Origin of the sequence: Streptomyces sp. NPDC050263 (assembly GCF_040655955.1) — a bacterium.
Classification (GTDB): Bacteria; Actinomycetota; Actinomycetes; order Streptomycetales; family Streptomycetaceae; genus Streptomyces.
Genome location: NZ_JBFAKW010000004.1, coordinates 23,975 through 42,881 on the forward strand (window position 1 = coordinate 23,975; position 18,907 = coordinate 42,881).

An 18,907-nucleotide genomic window follows, 5' to 3' on the forward strand; every position below is an offset into this window, starting at 1 on the left:
CTGTCCTCGCTCTTGTCCGGTCAGTCGGTCGCCGACGCGTCATCGCGCCGCTCGTCACGGCGCGAACGTGTCTCGCCAGAACCCTGATTGCGCGCAGAACGACGCGCCTCGCCCGAGCCGCCGGGCGTGTTTCCGTTGTTCCTGCTTCCGGAGACTGGTCCCTTCGGCGTTCCCACCACACCGTCAGGGCTGCCGGCGGGGCGGCGAGCAGCCTGTCCCGTGCCCGTCGTAGAGCCGGGGGTCCCGATCACCCCGCGCTGGCCGGGCCTCTCGCCCGTGACACGCGAGGTGGGTGCGCCCTCACCTCCGACGACCGTGCCGCGCGGCAACCTGGAGCCATTGGCGCCGGGGGCACCCCCGGTGACAGGCCTGCCGCCGACCACACCATCGCCGATACGTCCGGCACCGGTGCGCCCAGCGCCTGGACGTCCGGGGTTCGTGGCACCCATGCCGGTGACGGGACCTCGTGGGATACCGCCAGTACGTCCTATCGCCTGCCCACCGGCCTTCGGCGCCCCGCCGACCACACCTCGTCCCATGGGGCCGGTGGTGCGACCGCCTGTCTTCCCTGCTGCGGCGGTACGTCCTGCCTGCCCCATGGGGCCAGCTCCCGCGCGCCCCGCCGCGGTACCGCCCGGCATACCGCCTACGCGTCCCTGCGCCGAGGCGGGAAGCCTGCTTCCCGGTTCGCGGCCGAACCCTGAGGTACGCCCGGCCGACCCTCGGAAGGTGGGAGGTACACCAGTGGGGGCAAAGGGAGTCACCGTCCCCGCTGGAGTTGCGCTGGGACCCGCCGTCGAGGGCGGGGTGACAGTCGTCGGCTTCACTGTGTCCGGCGGCGGCAAGGTGCCGACGCTGTCGATCTCCGTGCCCACGTGCCGTTCCGGAAGCCTGACGGTCTCATCCCCGCTCCTATGGGATGACGGCAAGTCCTCCGCATGCGGTCGCTCCACTCCAGTTGACACAGAGTGATGTCGCGTGGTTCCAGAATCACTTGCAGCCGAAAGCGCCCCTTGGCCCGGCGGATCCTCGAACTTCCCGTAGCCCGGCGGCGGCTCCGGCACCCCCACACTAGGCATCTCCGGAAACACCGGCTCCTCCGCCAGTTCCATCATTCCGCTCGACACCGTGTAGAACGACGCCAACCGGTACATCTGGTTGATCGCCTCCTGGCGGTCCTTCTCGGCTGCGACCGCCGCCGTGTACTCCTCGTTGCCGTCGACTCGTTGCGGTGTCGGGATGTCGTCGGGCTTCTTGGGGGCGATGCGGTTGTCGCGTGGTGGCATCGACTTGCGGACGGAGGCGAGGCCGGAGCTTGCTGCCAGGACCTGGGTGCCCACCTCGTCGGTGTAGCCGGCGAGTGCGATGGCCGTGGTGGTGAGGTTCATGCCCCAGGTGTAGAAGGCGGTGTGGGCGTCGCCCTCCCAGTCGACGTCGCCCAGGTTGCGGCTGAGTTCGTCGGCGGCGTCGTTGATGGCGTCGCGGGCGTCGACGAGGGCCGTGGCCGCGCTCTCCAGGGTCTCCGGGTTCGCCGACTCGACGATGTCGATCATGGCGTTGAGGTCGTAGCCCTCGAAGCTGGTCTTGCCGAAGCCGCCCGGGCTGCTGAGAGAGCCAGGGTTGATCACCACGGCCTTGTGGACGGCATCGTCCACGCCGGTGTTCTGCTCGGCCGCGTCCTGGCGTTCCGCCTGGTAGTGGTCCGGCTTCCGCTTGTCGCCGCTCATCAGTACCCCGCGTCGGTGTGGTCGGCGTCGTTGGTCCGCTGGATCTGCTTGTTCAGCGCCTCTTCCCGGTCCCGGTTGACCTCGGTGCGGATCTCGTGGAATCGGTACCGGAGGTCCTCTTCGAGGTTGTCGAAGCTGACGTCCACGCCGTGCACGGCGATCTGCATCGCCTCCAACTGGAGGCCCAGCGACTTGGAGAGCGCCGTGATGCGCTCATGGACGCGCGCGTACTGGAGGTGGAGCGCCTTTGCCTCCGGGAAGTGCCCCGCGCCGAACGTGGCCTCCGACAGGTTGTGGTCCCCGACCTTCGCCGAGCCGCCCGCGGATTTCTCGAAGGCCGTGAGCAGGTCGTCCACCCGCTTTTTGAACGTCGAGAGGGCCATGTATCCGCGCCGTACGTCGGCAGGGCCCCCGCCCAAGTCGTCAGGAATCACGACAGCCACTCTCCCCGTTTCCCGCCGCCCGTCCTGGGCGGCACCGCCCGCGCCTTTCACGTGTTCATGACCGCAACGCAACCACTCTAATGACTCCCTCTGACAGCCCCCAACTGCCTTATGCAACAACCGTGCCACCACTGGACAACAAGCGCCCCATTCCTCACGTTCGGGGTGTTTTCTGCTGCATCCAGCGACGCGCCCCGACCTCGCTCGGGTACTCGCGGACCGTGAGCCAGGCGGTCAGCCAGCCGACCAGGTACGCGACGAACGCCGGCATGACGGGCGCCGCCAGCGCCAGCAGTGCGCGCCCGCCGACCGCCCCCCTGCCGGACGCCCTGCCGGCACGCCTGTTGTGGTCGCGCTTGGCCACCCAGGTCTGCTGGGGGGTGGGCGGATCCAGGAGGGCCTCCCTGTGGCTGCGGCGCTGCTTGACCCACCCCCAGACCAGGGCCGCGCAGGACGCGACCGCCTGCGCCACGTCACACACGACGCGCACCGTGGGCGGCATTTCACTGCGGAATCCCTGGTAGAGCCTGAGTGACACGAAACAGAACATGGCCGTCACCATGATCACAAAGACGGTCGTACGCGCGCGGCACAGCCAGTAGAGCGCGCCCCGCCTGTACCAGGTGGTGCCCAGCTTGGGCAGAGCCGGGATGCGGACGGGGATGCCGAGGGCGGGGATCTCAGAAGATGCTCGTGACGCCATGCCAGATGTCCTTCACCATTCGTACGTCGTCCTCCCCGGTTTCCGTCAGGACATGGCCCGCGCCGGTCACCACACCGCCGACCACGCCGTGGTCGTGAATGTCCTCGCTCCAGTGCTCGTGCAAGGAGTGATCGAGGACCTCGGTCGCGGTGACCGCCGCCAGGACTCCGACCCCGGCCACCGCGGCCGCGCCCTCGACGGGCAGGGCGGCCACCACGCCCGCGCCGACGGCCACTCCGCCGAGCGCGACACCGCCGTCGACGACCACCGAGTGCTGCCAGGACCAGCCCTTGTCGTGGTCGTCCTTCGCCTCCACCAGCCCGCAGGCCGCGGCCGCCGCCACATCGAGCACCGGGATCTCCCTGAGGAACTCCGGGAGTTTGGCCACGCCTTCGCCCAGGCGCAGCGCGTCCGCCGCGTCGGCCAGTTTGACGTTGAGGGCCCGGTCGTAGGGAAGGGCCGTACTGCCGTGATCGGCGCGGGCGATGGCGTCCTCGAGGGAGTCGACCCGGGTGACCGCGTCGCGGTAGGCGCTCTTGGCGGGGAGGTCGTCCGGAGTTGCGCGGCCCGCCTTCTGGAACGCCTTGCGCTCCGCGCGCAGTTCCTTCTTGGCGGCGCGTTCCTCGTCCTTGGCGCCGTCGATCAGTGTGCGGGCCTCCTTGCCGCCGGCCCGGGCGTCCTCGGCGTCGTAGGCGTACAGGCCGCGCAGGGCGTCGGCGATGGTGATCTTGTCGCCGGTCGAGACCGGCGCCGTCACCTGCGCGTAGAGGCCGCGCAGTCCGTCGGCCGCGACCAGCCGGGCGTGCTGGGCGGTGTGCAGGATCCCGTCGCGCGCTGTGCCGTACTCGTCGAGCGCGGCGATCGTCTTCCGGTCGTCGGCGCTGGGCGGGTTCGCGGTGAGGATCTCCAGCGGGACGCCCTTGTCCCCCATCGCCACGCCTTTGCCCGTGGCGACGTGCTCGGCGTTCTGCAGCGCCGTTTCACAGGCGGCGAGGGCGCCGACGAGCGTGTCGAGGATGTCGCCCACGCTGTGCACGAGGGTCGCGAAGGCGCCTGCCGTCAGCGCGTCCTCGCTCCACGTGCCCCGGAAGGTCTCGGCCGCCTCGCCCTTCCAGGCCGCGTCGCCCACCAGCGCCTCGACGGCGCGACTGATCGGTGTGATGACGTCGTCGAGCTTGTCCTTGGCGTTCTTGTACGTCTCGGCCATCGTGCGCAGTCCGCCGATGTCGCCGCCGACCCAGCTGTCGGCCATCAGCCGTCCTCCGTCATCAGGTCCTCGAACAGTCCGTGGACGTCGATGTCGTGCCGCCGGAAGGAGTCGCGGGCGTACGTCACCTTGTCGCCGTGGTCGTCCAGGCGGTCGGCGAAGCCGATGTGCAGGGCGACGATGAGGTCGGCGACCTCCTTGAGGGCGTGGTCGAGTCCGGCGTCGCCGCCGTCGGCCAGGGGCGGGGCGACGTCGGCGTGCAGCTTGCGGTAGTTGACGGCCTCGTCGTGGAAGGTCCCGGACATGGCGGTCAGGTCGCTCAGCACCGCCTTGAAGTCGGAGGGCATCAGCGCGCCTCCCGGGCGAGGGCGGCGAGGTCGTCCGGCTGCCAGTTGTGGTGACCCGGGGTGACGCGCGGGTCCAGGACGACCGTGACGCCGTAGCCGGCGACGGCCTCGGCCAGGGGGCCGATCGAGGTGGCGACCCAGGGCTGAGCCTCGCCGAGCGCGGCGACGAGCCGGTCGCGTGTGGTGAAGGCGAACGCCACGGTCCGGGTTCGCGTTGCGCCCGTCCGGTGCTCGAAGAGTTCGTACGCGATGAAGGGCACGCGGGCCGGACGGCCGTCCGCGTCCGTGATGTCCGCGTACCGCGGGTGGGCCGGTACGAACACCGGAGCGTGGTAGGCGGGGACGCCGGGCCGGGGGCCCGGCGGCGTGTACGGGGTCGCTTCGGCGCCTGCCGCCGCTGCGTAGTGGTCGAGCAGGCGTGATCCGGCCCGTACCGGCGTCGACACGGACGCGGGCGCGGACGCACATGCCTGGACCGCCCCTGCGGGCGGCTCTGCCTCGACGCGGTCGAGCTCGATGTAGTCGAGAAGGCGCGAACGGATGGGTGTGCCCACCGCCGTCTCCTGTTCCCCGTGGACCTGCGGATGATGTGGCGGGACCACCGTAGCCAGGCAACTTCCGGGCAAGTCCGGCTATTTCAGGTTGGCGGGGGCAGAGCATGCGGAACCCATACAGGTGTTTGGCCGTGGCCAGATCAGCGCTTGACCGCGGGATGACCCCCGGCCTGGGGGGCGATCCTCAGTCCGCCTGCGCGCCGAGCCCGTAGTCGGCGCGCGGAGCGCTCAGGCGGGCCGCGGCGAGGGTGAGCCAGGCGCTGGGGGCGTACGGAGTCGGCGGGTCGACCTCCATGCCCAACTCCGCGACGGCCAAGGCGTAGTCGGGCTCGTCCAGGTCGAGGGCGAGCAGTTCGTGCAGTTCGCCGACGAGGCGGGCCACCAGGTGGGGGTCGGTGGTGGTGCGGTAGTCGTCGACGGCCGCGTCGTGGTCGTCGAACTCGTCCGGCATGTCCTGGGAGAACCAGCCGCCGAGGAACTGGGTCAGTTCGGGAAAGCGGGCGTGCCACTCCCAGTGGGTGGCGGGGGCGGCCGGGGGCGGGACGTCACCCTGCTCGATGCTGTGCTTGATGTGGTCGGCCAGGCAGTACAGCCACTGCTGGATCTCGCCCTCGGGCAGACCGACGTCAGGGATCGCATAGAACTCGCCCAGGCGGAGGCGGAGTCGGCCGGGCGGGTTGTCGGCGTACTCGCGCAGCTGGCGTTCCGCGACGGCCAGGGCCCAGGGGCGGGTGTGCCAGGTCTGGCGGAGATAGGCGGTCAGGGCGACGCCGGGCTCGCCCGGGGTGTCGTCCGCCGACTGGCCGACGTAGGCGCGGATCACGTGATCCAGCTCGCCGTAGCGGCGGTCGTGTTCGAGCGGGCTCAAGGGCACGGTGGGCAGCCTCTGGGGTTCTCTACTGGGGTTCTCTACTGGGGTTCTCTACAGGTAGACCGGGAAAGTAGCGTGCACGGCGAACCCGTGCGCGGCGGACGGCTCGCGGCGCAGCACGACCCGGGCGGCGCGTACGTCGACGGCGTCGCGCCCCGCCAGCATCATCGCCTGCAGCAGCACCCGCCCGACGGGCTCCTCGCGGGACGGCCACGACGCCTCGATCGTGAGCCGCTGCCGGGTGGACTGCGCCAGCCAGCGATGGATGACCTGCTCGTTGGCGGTGACCACCTGCTGGGTGGCCCACTGGGCGGTCACGCGGTCGGGGTAGGTGGCGGTACGGGTGCGCAAGGGGCTTCTCCCTCATGGGCCGGTACGGAGGATGGGGGCAGCACGGCGGATCGCATCACATCAGCGGAATGACCAGACCATCCCGACTTCCGTCTCCGACACGAGGACCAGGCCGAAGCCGAAGGTGCGCACGGAAAAGGAGTTCCACCCAGAAACCCGCCGGTAGTAGTCGCGGGTATCGCTGCCGCGCCCGGTGTTCGCAGGTCGCCCGACGCTCGTACATGTCGATCGCATCGGACCACGAACGCTCGTCGAGTTCGACCATCTCTGTCTCCTGCACCTCTGCTGCATTGTCATGACGGCACCTTGCCCCCCGCGCTCAGGTGGCGTCGAAGGACCAGAAGACCCCGACCTCGGTGTCGCACACCGCGACCATGCCCAGGTCCCAGTCGTAGCGGGAACGGGGGTTGCAGCCGGTGGTCATCTCGTAGAAGTCCGGATCGTCGACGCGGTTACCGGTCCGCACGTCGGGGAAGCCGGTGTTGGCGTAGAAGGACGTCTCGTGCGGGAAGCGGGAGAGGATCACCCGGGCCTTGCGCTCGAGTTCCGGCCGACGGGCCTCGAAGTGGTTCCGGGCACGTTCGTCCGGGACGTCCAGCCAAGTGGTGGACAGCATCACGAGCAGCCGCTCGACCGACGTGCGGGGCACGGTTCGCAGTGCGGCGCGCCAGGCCGCCGCGCCTTCCGGGTCCGAGGGCGGCGGGGCGAAGGGGAAGAACGGATCCTCCTGGCGCTCCTCCTCGCCTTCGTCGACGTCGATCCACCTCCAGTTCCGGGGATCCACCGCCCGCCGGCTCATGACCGCCGCCACGTCCTGCACCCAGTCCTGGTGCGCGCGGGGCCCCACCAGGACGTACGAGTAGCGCTGCTCGTACATGGTGAGTGCCTCGGCCCATGCCTCGGCGTCCGGCGTCGACATCGCGGCTCCCTTGACGATCGTGTTCTCCGAGTGACTGGATCCAGCCTATTTGGGCATGGAGGTGACCACGATGAAGGGCGGGTCGAGGCCGGCGTCGTACCGGAGGCGGGTGGCGACGCCGTGCGCGTCGGTCACCGGGCCCGCCTGGCCATTGACCATCCGTGAGGTGCGCCCGGTCACCGGGGCCACCGCAAGCGGGTTGTTGACGTCGGAACTCACCGAGCTGACCTGAAAGATCGGGCTGGCCGGTTGCGGCGGCGGGCCGGTCGCCAGCCATGCGTCGATAGCCCCGGAGTTCTGCCGGATGCACGCTTGGGTGTACTTCTGGGCCGAGGTCAGGTCCGGGAAGCTGGAGGCCGCCGGGATGCCGCTCTGATCACGCAGCCGCTGGAGCAGTTGGGCGTCGGTCTTGCCGACGTGCTTGTCGATGGTGTGGCCGCCGCCGAGGTCCTCGGCCATCGCCAGGTCGAGCGTGTACTTGTAGGGGATCGGGTTCTCCCCGTTGAGGATCTTGTGTTCCCGCTTGAACTCGTTCAGCGAGCGGCCCGCGAACGCCTCGGCCCTGGCCTCCTCCGCGAGGAACGTGGGGGTGCTCTTCAACGCCTCGTCCAGCTCCCACTCCAGCGCAAGCAGTGTGGTGGCGGCGTCACTGAACTTCTGTTGGTAGGCCTCGACAGCCTTGTCCGCAGCCGCCCGGTCCATGTGCTGCCGGAAGGTCAGCACCAGCTTCCCGAACATGGCGGTGCCGGCGAGTTGGAGCAGTTCCAGCGCGTCCAGTCCGACGGTCAGGTCCTCGACCATCTTCTTGGCGGCGGTCTTGGCGAGGTTGGAGGTGGTCTCCCTGCACAGGCGGGCGGCCTGGGCCAGGTCGTCGCAGGTCTTCTGCACGGTGTCGGCGGTGGTGTGCAGTACCTCGAGGATCGGCCGACGCTGCGCGGGCGCCACGTTTCCCGAGGTCTTCCAACTGCGGCCGCCCTGGTGGGGCTGGGCGATCTGGCCCTGCGCGTTCCGGCTGCGGCCCCAGGCGGTGGTCCCCCAGATCGACTGGCAGAACGATTTCATCGCGCTCTGCCACTCGTTGTTCCCGTGCGGGTCTGTCATGTAGTCGATGGCGGAGGTGAAGGTGTCCCCGGCCTTCAGCGCGGTGCCGCCGGCTTCCCGCCAGGCGGTGGCCATGCCCTTGAGGTCGTCCTCACGGGCTCCCGGGGTGATCTCATGGGTCTTGCCGAGGTTCAGCCCGTACTCGATGGCCGGCCGGATGACGTCCGCGAGGAAGTCCGGGATCTCGCCCATCGCCCCGGAGATCGCCCACGAGTCGGCGTCCTCGCCGGTCCCGGTCCACTTGATGTCGTTGATCTTCCCGTAGTCGGGCTTCTTGTCGATGACGACGGGAGGAGGGCGGCGGGGCGGCGGTCCCTGCATGCCGCGGGTGGACCAGTCCGCTGCCTGGTAGTTGTTGGCGGTCACGGTCAGGCCGACCGCCACGCCTCCGACGCTCAGCACGCCCGCCGCCCAGACCTGGAGGTACTTCTCGGCGATCTGCAGGTAGACCTTGGCGAAGGAGTCCGGTCCCGATCCGGTGCCCGCCGACTGGCTGTACTGGTTGAGCGCGCTCACCAGGTCGGTGGCGCCCTTGTCGTAGTCGAACTGCCCGTCGCGCACGACGGCCGACGTGTAGTACAGATGCGGCGGCTGTACGTCGAACCCGCTGCCCGCGTCGGGTGCCGCCGGCGTCAGCTGGTCCCGTTCCCGCTTGCGCTCGGCGGCGCTGGGACGGTCCGCCATCAGCCGGCCCCCCAGCCCCGCAGCACCGCCCGGTGCGCTGCCGCGTAGTTGGTGTGGCCGGTGGTGACGTACTCGTGGAGCCACTTCTGGGCTGCCTCGAGGTCCTGTGCCGAGCGGTCCCACTCGTCGAGTTTGCCGACGAAGACCTCCCGGGCCTCGCCCTGCCAGGACAGGACGACCGGCTCGACGCGGTCGTAGAGGGCCTCCACCTTCTCGCCCAGCTTCTTGAGGATGTCCTCCAGGTCGGCAGCCAGCTCTTGAAGCGTGGTGAAGGAGACGGATATGTGCTCGTCGGGCGCGGAGCCGGTCGACATGATCCCCCTGGTCTCGGTCTCGGTTCGTGAAGAACTGCGTGAGGAGAACTGCGTGAAGGGCCGTGCGGGCTACAGATCGTCGAGGCTGCTGCGCGGCGCCGTCGTCGGGGGCTCGGTGTTCGGGGTCGACAGTCGGTTCACCTCTCCGGCGACGTCCACCTGGATCTGCCTCATCTGTGCCAGCACTTCGAGGTCGTTCTGGGAAAAGCCGTCGCGGCTCAGCCGTACCGCTTCCTCCAGGAGTTTCATCACTTCGCGGATGCGTACGGCGTCCTCGGCCGCCGCCCGGTGGAAGTCGCGGTACGCCGACGCCGCCGGGCCGCGCCAGCCCGCCTCGATGCGGTCGACGATCCCGTCCATGCGCTGTACCTGCTTGTCCAGGTGATCCTGCATGTCGTCGAGGTCGGCGGCGAGTTTGGCGAGGTCCGTCGCGGACGCCCGCAGATCGGGGCTGCCGCCCTGTCCCGGCTGTCCTGAGCCAGCTCCGGGCACGCCCATGGTGTCCCTCCGTCCCCCGTCGCATCAGCAACCCAAGTCGCCCTGCCGTTGCGATGATTCTATAGATCGGTGGCGACCGCACACTTCCGCCCGCCGCCGGCCGCCGTCCCCTACCCCGCCCCCGCCACCCTGCGCGCCCGTCTCCGGGCGTCCCGGATCGCCACCGCCGTGCCGCCCAGGCACGCGACCAGGGCCGCCGCCGCCACGACCACGTAGACGGCGAGGCGGGTGTTGCGTTCGTCGGGGGTCTCGCCGATCCGGAACTTCGCGGGGGACGGGGCCTCGGCCTTGCCCAGGCCGTCCTTGGGGCTCGGGGACTCGACGGGACGGTCGTCCTCGGTGAGCGCTCGGACCGGGTCGACGACGCCCCAGCCGACCAGCCGGTCGTGGCCCGCGATCGTGCGTTCCGCGGTCTGTTCGATCTGGGCGACGATCTCGCGCGCGGTCCAGTCCGGGTGCCTCGCCTTGAGCAGCGCGGCCACGCCCGCCACGTACGGCGCCGAGAAGCTCGTCCCGTTGTCGGAGCAGTGGCCGCCCTGGGGGACCGTGGAGATCATGTCGACGCCGGGGGCCGCGACGCCGACGAAGTCGCCGGACTGGGAGAAGGAGGCGCGTTCGTTGTTGCGGTCCGAGGCGGCGACCGCGAGGACGCCCTCGTAGGACGCCGGATAGGTCTCCTTGACGTTGCCGCCGAGGCCGTCGTTGCCCGCCGACGCCACGACGACGATCTTCCGGTCCAGCGCCTCGTCGATCGCCAGCTCCAGGTCGGGGGACGGCTTCAGCGCGTTCGACGTGTCCTGGGAGATGTTGATGACCCCGGCCCCGGCCTGCACTGCGTAGCGGATCGCCGCGGCCAGGGACTTGGTGTCGCCGTGGCCCTCGGCGTCGTTCTGCTGGATCGGGATGATCGTCGCCTCGGGGGCCAGGCCCACGAAGCCGGTACCGTCGAGGGGGCGGGCCGCGATGATGCCGGCGACCTTGGTGCCGTGGCCGACGGTGTCCGTCGTGCCGTTCTCGTTGCCCCGCTCGATGGGGTCGCCGTTGTCGTCCTTGAGGTTCCTCGGCAGGAGGTTGCGGCCGGCCTTCACGTCCACCGCGTCGGTGAGCTGCGGGTTCTTGACGTCCACGCCCGTGTCGATGACGGCCACGCGGACGCCCTTGCCCTTGGACCGGCTCCACAGTTCGTCCAGGAGGACGCGTTGCAGGGCCCAGGGGCGGCCCGGGTACTCGCCGTTGGGGAACGTGCACTGGTCCGAGTAGGGCAGCTTGCCCGCCGTCGGCGCGGCCGTCGCGGCCTGCGCGGGCGGCGCGAGGAGCGTGGCGGTCGTCACGAGGGTCGCGGCCGCCACCAGCGTCGTACGCAGCGTGCTACGCAGCGCCATCGTCGTCCCCTCTCTCACGAGCCCTGGGGCTGGCGGGCCGCCGCCGTCGACAGTCGGGGGCCCGTGGGCAGGAACTCCGACCAGGCGGCCGGGATCGGCGCCGGGTCGACGTCCTTGTAGCCCAGCAGCGTCTGGGCCTGCTGCGCCTCCTGCTGGAGCTGCTCGCGCTGCTTGGCGGTGGTGCCGATGCCCGCGTCGTCCGTCGCGCTGTCGCCGTTGGACTGCAGGACGTAGCGCAGGCCGGTGTCGGTGACCAGGAAGACCGGGCCCGCCTTGGTCTCCTCGCCCTGGAACTGGCGGTAGAGCTGACCGGAGCCAGGCGTGACGTAGGCGCTGGAGGAGCCGGTGGGAAGTTGAGCCGGGAACTCGGTGCCCGCCCAGGTGCTCAGGGTCGTGGCGCCCGTCGCGGCGTTCACGCCGCGCAGGACGGTGCAGATCGTGCTGCGGCTCCCCGCGGCCGACGAGGCCTCGTTGACGGGCTCGGGGTCCCCGGTGGGCCAGCGCCGCTCGGTGCCGAAGGCCTGCCCCGGCACGATCGCGCCGGGGCTCAGCTCACGGGCGTGACCGGCCTGGCCGAGCGGGGCCAACTCCTTGCTGAACAGCAGGAGCTGGGCGACGAACGCGGACACGGGAGCGACCCGGCCGCTCAACACCACGTAGTACTGCTCCTTGTTGTTGTCGAACGCCTTGAGCACCATGCCGACGCGGTCCGCGGACGCGTCCAGCTGGCCGGGCGCGTCGGCCGCCGTGCCGGGCTGCCCGGGAACCGTCGGGAAGGCGATCGGATCACCCTGGTGCAGGGTCGCCAGCCACTCCGCGGACACCCGCTGGGGCTCCCGGCCGGAGCCGACGACCGCGCGCAGCAGCAACTCGTCGCTGTTGCCCACGGGGTACGCCGTGCCGTCCGCGTCGACGACGTAGCGCTTGCCGTCCGGGTCCGTCACATAGAGCAGTTGGCCGCCGTGGAGGCGCTCCGCGCCCTCGGTCGCGTCCTTCTCCCGTGCGGCCAGGACCAGCGCGGCCTTCTGGACGGAATCCCCGCCCCCCGCGCTCGGCCGCTCGCAGACCGCCCACCGCTTCGCGGTGCCCGCCTCGGACGCCGAGGGCAGCCGGTCGGGGGCGTACGGGATGCCGACGGTCACACCGTGCGGGATCTTGCCGTTGTCGAGGACGGACTCCGAGACGGTCACCACCTCGCCCTGGCCCTCGTCGAGGAGCAGTTTGGCGGAGGCCATGTTGAGGACCGGGTGCAGCTGGACCTCCTTGCCCGTCTTCAGGACGACGTAGCGCGTGGTCGACTTGCTCGCGACGATCACCTTGGCGTTGGGCACGTCCCAGCCCTTGGGCGCGGTGGGCTTGAACATCCCCCACGCCCCGAAGACCGCCATGACGATCACCCCGACGACGATGCCGGGCACGATCGAGCGCAGCGGGCGCGGCGCCCCTTCCTCCGAGCCGTCGGGCGACGGCTGGAGGAAGGCCGCGAGCATCCGGCGCTTCGCGAAGGTGTAGGCGTTGAGCTGGTCCCGCCGAGATGCCATCTGTCCCCGTCACTCCCCGTTTTCCGGCCGATCCGCGTGCTCCGCGACGCGGGTGGACCCGGCTCCCCGTCCGACGATGTCAGAGCGGCCACCTACTATGCCCGGTAACCGTCGGGACTTGGGGAGCGGGTAGGGTTCCTGGGCCGTCGAGTGCCCTGTGCGGTGCTGGAACACGGGCGAGTCGTGTACGGAACGGGGGGATGGAGTGAGGGCTTCGGGAACGGGCGTGCGCTCCGTCGGTCGATCGCGGAACCGGGGCTCCGCGGCGGCCGGTTCGCAGCCGCCGGAGCGGACCGGGCGGTCCGAACGGTCGTCGGCGGCGGCGGGCACGCTGTCGCACCGGGCGCGCGCGGGACACGGCGGGGCATTCCGGTTGCAACGCCTCGTCCTGCTGGAGATCGCGGCCGCCGTCCTGCTCGTCGGCTGGGTGAGCGGGCCCGTGGTGCTGGTGGCGGCCGGGGTGATCGCCGCCGTGCTGGTGGTCCTCGCCTTCGCCCGGCGGCGCGGCCGCTCGCTGCCGGAGTGGCTGTCCACGGCACGGGAGTTGAAGGCCCGTCGGCGCACGGCCGCCCGGCTGGAGATACCGCCGGGGACGGAACCGGGGTTCGGGCCGGCCGTGGAGTGCGATCCCGGGCTGCGCACGTACACGTACGGCGGCCGTGACCGGCGGCCGGTCGGGCTCGTCGGGGACGGCACGTTCGTCACCGCCGTCCTCCAGGTGGAGGCCGACGCGACCGCGCTGCGGGCCGAGCGCGGCCGGCAGCCGCTGCCGCTCGCCCTGGTGCGGGACGCCCTCGAGGTGGACGGCATCCGGCTGGAGTCCGCGCAGATCGTGCTGCACACCCAGCCCGCGCCCGCCCTGCATCTGCCCCGGCAGTCCGTGGCCGTGGCCAACTACGCGCCCCTTCAGGAGCAGACGGGAGCGCCGGCGGTCCGCATCACCTGGATCGCGCTCAAGCTGGATCCGGAGCTGTGCCCGGAGGCCGTGGCCGTCCGCGGGGGCGGGCTCGTCGGCGCGCAGAAGTGCGCCGTGCGGGCGGCGGACCATCTGGTGAGCCGGCTCACCGGCGCCGGGTTCCGGGCGACCGTCCTCGACGAGGAGGAGCTGACGGCTGCCGTCGCCACGTCCGCCTGCGCCAACCCGCTGGTGACGGCGGAGGCGGGGCGGACCGGGGCACTGGAGCGGCGGACCGAGGAGACGGGCCGCAGTTGGCGCTGCGACAACCGTCGCCACACCACGTACTGGTTGCGCCGGTGGCCCGCGCTGGGCGGCGACGGCCCCTCGCTGCCCCAGTTCGTGGCCCTGGTCACGGCCGTTCCCGCGCTCGCCACGACGTTCAGCGTCACCCTCGCGCGCGGTGACCGGCAGGAGGTGTCCCTGACCGGACACGTCCGGGTCACCGGCCGCAGCGACGACGAACTGGTGGCGGCCCGGCGCGCGGTGCAGGGCGCGGCCCGGCACACCGGCGCCGGGCTCGCCCGGCTCGACCGGGAGCAGGTGCCCGGCATGCTCGCGACGCTGCCCCTCGGAGGTACTCGATGACCGCGACGACGACACGGGCGGGCGGCGCGCCCGGCGAACCGGAGCCGTCCGCCGGCCGGCCCGGACGCCGGTCGCCGCGCAGCGGCTTCGGCCTGATCGGTCCGCGGCACGGACGGCACTCGGTGACCGTGGAGCAACTGGAGACGCTCGCGCTGCCCATCGGGGACGACGGCGTCGTCATCGGGGTCGGCGCCGACGGGCGTCCCGCCGTGCTGGGGATCAACCGGCCGACGCCGTACGACGTCGTCCTCATCGGCGGCCTGTGGACGGCGCAGGTCCTCGCGCTGAGGGCGGCGGCCACCGGCGCCAGGGTCGCCGTGGAGACGGGGCGGCCGCAGGCCTGGGTACAGATGGTGCACGCGATGGGCGGCGGACAGAACGGGCTGGCGGTGTACGAGGTCGGCCGGGTGCCCCCGCAGGGCGCCTCGGCGGGCACACCCGTGTTGGTGGTGCGGGACTGCGGTATGCGCCCGCCGCGCGGACGCGTCGCCTCCGGGCCCTGGCAGTCCGTGCTGACGTTGCTGCCGTACCTCAGTCCCGTCGCCCCGCGGCTGATCCGGCAGGCCCGGCTCGTCGGCGTGCAGCAGATCTCGCCGGACGAGGCCGCGGAGCTGGGCCGCGCGCTGGCTTTGCCCCGCGGGGACGTCGAGGCGCTGCCCACGCTCGCCGAGGGCTTCACCCTGTGGTGCGGCGACCGGGACCGGCAGTACGTGATGACACAGCCCACCGACGCGGAGATCGGTTTGCTCGGCACGCCGCGGCGGATGGACTGAGGCGGCCGAGGCGGCTTCTCCCTTCACCCGCACGGCACTTCGGGGGCTATGCCCGTTTTGCCGACCGGTCCGGCGCGCCCACGCAGTTGTTTCGCTGAGCTCCTGACGTGGTGGACTGGTGCCCAGGGGTGGGCGGGCCTGCCGATGCGGGCCGTCTGGTGATTAGGCTGGTACGGGGCGCGATGCGGAAACCGTGGGTTGGGCGTCGGCGTCTCCGGGGGAGGGCCTGTGCATCCGACTGCGTCGGGCGGCCTCGAACCCACTTCGGACGACAAGTAACGGTCGCTTCGGCACGGCATGAGGGTGCTCGACCACACCAGGAGGAATTGTGAGCAGCGATCGGGACGGGATCCGCGGGGGCTGGGCCACACCCGGCGATGACCAGCCCGACGCGGAGGCCGTCGTCGAGGCGACAGGTGAGTTCACCGTCGACTACGCGCCGCCGGCTTGGTACACGCAGAACGCGGGCGGCGGTGCGACGCCGGGGGCGGGCGTGGCGGCGGGCACGGGGGCGGTCACCCCTGGCGCACCGTTCCCTCCGGCCCCTCCGGCCGCACCACCGGCTCCGACCGGCCCGGCCGCACCGGCCGCCGCCCAGCCCACGGCACCGACACCGACACCGGCACCGACACCGACACCTGGCGGCCTGGTCACGCCGACCGGCCCGGCCGGTCCGGCTGCTCAAGGCGCTCCTGGCGTACCGGTCGCTCCCCCTGCCCCGGCTCCCGCGGCTGCTCCTGGCGCGCCGGTCAATCCCGCTGCCCCGGCTCCCGCGGCTGCTCCCGGAGTACCGGTCGCTCCCGATGCCTCAACCACCCCGGCTGCTCCCGGAGTACCGGTGACTCCCCCTGCCCCGGCTCCCGCGGCTGCTCCCGGAGTACCGGTCGCTCCCGATGCCTCAACCACCCCGGCTGCTCCCGGAGTACCGGTGACTCCCGCCGCCTCGGCTTCCGCGGCTGCTCCGGGTGCACCGGTCTCTCCGGCTGCCCCGGTGGCTCATGGGATGCCCCTCGCTCCGGCGGCTCCCGTCGCGCCCGGCACTCCCCCTGCCCCGGCCGGTCCCGGCGTGCCCGGCACTCCCGTTGCCCCGGTGGCTCACGATGTGCCGGTCAGTCCTGTCGGCCCGGTGGCGCCGGCGGCGCCGGTCGCTCCGCCTGGTCCGGTGGGTACTGGCGGGCCTGCCGTTCCGGGGTCGGTCGCCGTGCCCGGCCTTCCGGTGGGCAGCGGGTTCGAGCCGCAGCCTCAACCGCAGCAGTCCGAGGCGCAGTGGGGGCCCGCCGCGGACGCCGAGGACGGCGGCTCCGACAACGGAGACCTGGAGAGCCCCGCCACGATGCGCTTTTCCGCGGCCGCGCTCAAGCAGGAGATCGCGGCGCACGCGGCCACCGCGGCGCAGGCCGAGCCCGAGAAGCCCGCGGAGCCGGACTACGAGGCTGTCGAGGCGACCGCGGAGGCCGTGGACTCCCCGGAGCCCGCGGAGGCCACCGCCTCTCCTCCCACCGAGGACGCGGAGGCGGTCGGCACCGATGCCGATGCCGACGGTGCGGTCGCTGAAAGCGACACCGGCGCCGAGGAAGTTGTCGACGTTCAGGACGCGGCGCATGAAGGTGCCGCCGTCGTCCAGGATGCGGTCTCCCCGAGTGACTTCCTGCTCAACGAGCCCTCCGACGCCGTCCCCCCGGCTGCCGCCGAGCCGCAGGACAGCGTGCCTCAGGACGCCGTCCCCGCCGCGCCGCCCGCCTGGACTCCCCCGCCGGCCCCGCAGAGCGAGCTGCCTCCGCTGCCGCCGTCGTACCAGCCCGCGGCACCCGCACCGGCGGCGCAGTGGCCGGCCCAGCCGCAGCCGTCCGATGCGGTGCCCGCGCCGGCCCAACAGCCGCCGGTGCAGCCGCCCGTGCAGCCCCAGGCAGCCCCGCCCGCGCCGGTCGGCTGGAACCCGCCCGCCCCCGAGCCCACCCCGCAGCCCGGCTACGGCTTCCCCCAGCCGCCCGCGTCCGCACCCGCACCCGCGCCCGCACCGGTGGCGCAGCAGCCGCCCGCCCCGCAGCCGGGCTACGGCTTCCCCCAGCAGAACGCGGGCCCGGCAGCACCCCCCACCCCGGACGCCCAACCCCAACCCCAGCCCGGCGGCTACGGCTTCCCCCAGCCCAGCGGCACCCCCATGCCCACCCCGCCAGCCACCCCCGGCGGCTACGGCTTCCCCCAGCAGAACACCGGCCCCACAGCACCCCCCACCCCCGACGTCCAACCCCAACCGACACCCCCGGCCCCCCAGCCCGACGGTTACGGCTTCCCGCAACCCGGTGGCACCCCCATGCCCACCCCGCCAGCCACCCCCGGCGGCTACGGCTTCCCCCAGCAGAACACCGGCCCCACAGCACCCCCCACCCCCAATGCCCAACCCCAACCGGCACCCCCGGCCCCCCAGCCCGACGGTTACGGCTTCCCGCAGCCGCCGATGCCTCAGCAGCCGCAGGCTCCGGCTCCGGCTCCGCAAGCGCACCCCGGGTTTCCGCCGCAGGCGGACGGGCAGCCCCCGGCCGCCGCGCCGCAGGGGTTCCCGGGGCAGCCGCCTCAGGCTCACCCCGCACCGCACGTCCACGGCCCCGACGCGTCGCAGATTCCTCAGCAGCCCGTCGATCCTCGGGCCGGGGCCGCCTGGCCGCAGCCGATCCAGCATGATCAGCGGCAGCCGGTGAACCCGGGCGCCGCGCCGCTGGGTTACACGGCCGCCGTGGAGCTGTCCTCCGACCGGTTGCTCAACAACAAGAAGCAGAAGGCGAAGAGCGGCCGGCCGAGCGCCGCGCCCTCCCGCTTCAAGCTCGGCGGGAAGAAGGAAGAGGCCGAGCGGCAGCGGAAGTTGGAGCTGATCCGGACGCCGGTGCTGTCCTGCTACCGGATCGCGGTCATCAGCCTCAAGGGCGGCGTGGGCAAGACGACCACGACCACCGCGCTCGGCTCCACCCTCGCCACCGAACGCCAGGACAAGATCCTCGCGATCGACGCCAACCCGGACGCCGGCACCCTCGGCCGCCGCGTGCGTCGCGAGACCGGGGCGACGATCCGTGACCTCGTCCAGGCGATCCCGTACCTCAACTCGTACATGGACATCCGGCGGTTCACCTCCCAGGCGCCGTCCGGCCTGGAGATCATCGCCAACGACGTCGACCCGGCCGTGTCCACGACCTTCAACGACGAGGACTACCGGCGCGCGATCGACGTGCTCGGCAACCAGTACCCGATCATCCTCACGGACTCCGGCACCGGTCTGCTCTACAGCGCCATGCGCGGGGTGCTCGACCTCGCCGACCAGCTCATCATCATCTCCACGCCGTCCGTGGACGGTGCGAGCAGCGCCAGCACCACGCTGGACTGGTTGTCCGCGCACGGGTACGCGGATCTCGTGTCACGGTCCATCACCGTCATCTCCGGGGTGCGCGAGACCGGCAAGATGATCAAGGTCGACGACATCGTGTCGCACTTCGAGACCCGCTGCCGCGGTGTCGTCGTCGTGCCGTTCGACGAGCATCTGGCCGCCGGCGCGGAGGTCGACCTCGACATGATGCGGCCGAAGGTGCGGGAGGCGTACTTCAACCTCACGGCGATGGTCGCGGAGGACTTCATCCGCCACCAGCAGCGTCAGGGGCTGTGGACCAGCGACGGCAACCCGCCGCCGATGGCCGCGCCGCCGATGCCTGGCCAGCAGATGCCAGGCCAGCCGATGCCCGGACAGTCCACGCCCGGACAGCCTTATCCGCAGCAGCCCGGCCAGCCGTACCCCCCGCAGGGGCAGCAGCCCCAGGGGCAGCCCTACCCGCAGCAGCCGCAGCAGCCGCACCCCGGGTATCCGCCGCCCGGCTACGGCTACCCGCATCAGCCCCAGCCGCCCCAGCAGTAACCCGTACATGCCGAAGGGCGGCCGGTGTCACCGGACACCGGCCGCCCTTCG

Annotated in this window: 17 protein-coding genes; 3 read left to right on the forward strand and 14 right to left on the reverse strand. The window is 71.9% G+C overall.

Annotated elements, in window-relative coordinates:
- Positions 1-20: 20 nt before the first annotated feature.
- From AB0J04_RS02590 to eccB, 14 genes are all read right to left on the reverse strand, one after another.
- Entirely contained in the window at positions 21-1,727 is a 1,707-nt protein-coding gene (locus tag AB0J04_RS02590) for a hypothetical protein (protein ID WP_363166532.1), read from the reverse strand.
- The gene (locus AB0J04_RS02595; RefSeq protein WP_363166533.1) at positions 1,727-2,110 is read right to left on the reverse strand and encodes a hypothetical protein; all 384 of its coding nucleotides are present in this window, start codon (positions 2,108-2,110) and stop codon (positions 1,727-1,729) included. The genes AB0J04_RS02590 and AB0J04_RS02595 overlap by 1 nt, the downstream gene beginning before the upstream one ends.
- Positions 2,111-2,324: 214 nt before the next feature.
- The gene (locus AB0J04_RS02600) at positions 2,325-2,873 is read right to left on the reverse strand and encodes a hypothetical protein (protein WP_363166534.1); all 549 of its coding nucleotides are present in this window, start codon (positions 2,871-2,873) and stop codon (positions 2,325-2,327) included.
- Positions 2,851-4,125, reverse strand: a complete 1,275-nt coding sequence (locus AB0J04_RS02605) for a hypothetical protein (RefSeq protein ID WP_363166535.1) — start codon at positions 4,123-4,125, stop codon at positions 2,851-2,853. The genes AB0J04_RS02600 and AB0J04_RS02605 overlap by 23 nt, the downstream gene beginning before the upstream one ends.
- A complete protein-coding gene (locus AB0J04_RS02610) occupies positions 4,125-4,427 on the reverse strand; it encodes a DUF6317 family protein (protein WP_363166536.1) in 303 nt (100 codons plus the stop codon). Before AB0J04_RS02610 ends, AB0J04_RS02605 begins: the two co-directional genes overlap by 1 nt.
- Entirely contained in the window at positions 4,427-4,981 is a 555-nt protein-coding gene (locus tag AB0J04_RS02615; protein ID WP_363166537.1) for an SAV_915 family protein, read from the reverse strand. Before AB0J04_RS02615 ends, AB0J04_RS02610 begins: the two co-directional genes overlap by 1 nt.
- 184 nt (positions 4,982-5,165) lie before the next feature.
- On the reverse strand, positions 5,166-5,855 hold the full coding sequence (locus AB0J04_RS02620) for a contact-dependent growth inhibition system immunity protein (RefSeq protein ID WP_363166538.1): 690 nt from the start codon (positions 5,853-5,855) through the stop codon (positions 5,166-5,168).
- A gap of 48 nt (positions 5,856-5,903) precedes the next feature.
- Entirely contained in the window at positions 5,904-6,203 is a 300-nt protein-coding gene (locus AB0J04_RS02625; protein ID WP_363166539.1) for an RNase A-like domain-containing protein, read from the reverse strand.
- A 319-nt stretch (positions 6,204-6,522) separates the two neighbouring features.
- Positions 6,523-7,122 (reverse strand): hypothetical protein, encoded by a 600-nt coding sequence (locus tag AB0J04_RS02630; protein ID WP_363166540.1) that lies wholly within the window; start codon positions 7,120-7,122, stop codon positions 6,523-6,525.
- A gap of 45 nt (positions 7,123-7,167) precedes the next feature.
- Complete coding sequence (locus AB0J04_RS02635; protein WP_363166541.1) at positions 7,168-8,907, reverse strand: RNase A-like domain-containing protein; 1,740 nt, start codon at positions 8,905-8,907, stop codon at positions 7,168-7,170.
- Entirely contained in the window at positions 8,907-9,221 is a 315-nt protein-coding gene (locus tag AB0J04_RS02640; RefSeq protein WP_363166542.1) for a WXG100 family type VII secretion target, read from the reverse strand. Before AB0J04_RS02640 ends, AB0J04_RS02635 begins: the two co-directional genes overlap by 1 nt.
- 69 nt (positions 9,222-9,290) lie before the next feature.
- Positions 9,291-9,719, reverse strand: a complete 429-nt coding sequence (locus tag AB0J04_RS02645) for a WXG100 family type VII secretion target (protein WP_363166543.1) — start codon at positions 9,717-9,719, stop codon at positions 9,291-9,293.
- A 110-nt stretch (positions 9,720-9,829) separates the two neighbouring features.
- Complete coding sequence (gene mycP / locus AB0J04_RS02650; RefSeq protein WP_363166544.1) at positions 9,830-11,101, reverse strand: type VII secretion-associated serine protease mycosin; 1,272 nt, start codon at positions 11,099-11,101, stop codon at positions 9,830-9,832.
- 14 nt (positions 11,102-11,115) lie between these two features.
- Complete coding sequence (gene eccB, locus AB0J04_RS02655; RefSeq protein WP_363166545.1) at positions 11,116-12,642, reverse strand: type VII secretion protein EccB; 1,527 nt, start codon at positions 12,640-12,642, stop codon at positions 11,116-11,118.
- 226 nt (positions 12,643-12,868) lie between these two features.
- On the opposite strand from eccB, the gene eccE reads away from it, so the two are divergent.
- The 3 genes from eccE to AB0J04_RS02670 all read left to right on the forward strand — a co-directional run bounded on the left by eccE (position 12,869) and on the right by AB0J04_RS02670 (position 18,856).
- Complete coding sequence (eccE, locus tag AB0J04_RS02660) at positions 12,869-14,185, forward strand: type VII secretion protein EccE (RefSeq protein WP_363166546.1); 1,317 nt, start codon at positions 12,869-12,871, stop codon at positions 14,183-14,185.
- On the forward strand, positions 14,182-14,958 hold the full coding sequence (locus AB0J04_RS02665) for a hypothetical protein (protein WP_363166547.1): 777 nt from the start codon (positions 14,182-14,184) through the stop codon (positions 14,956-14,958). Before eccE ends, AB0J04_RS02665 begins: the two co-directional genes overlap by 4 nt.
- 328 nt (positions 14,959-15,286) lie before the next feature.
- Entirely contained in the window at positions 15,287-18,856 is a 3,570-nt protein-coding gene (locus AB0J04_RS02670; protein ID WP_363166548.1) for an SCO5717 family growth-regulating ATPase, read from the forward strand.
- The last annotated feature ends 51 nt before the right edge of the window (positions 18,857-18,907 follow it).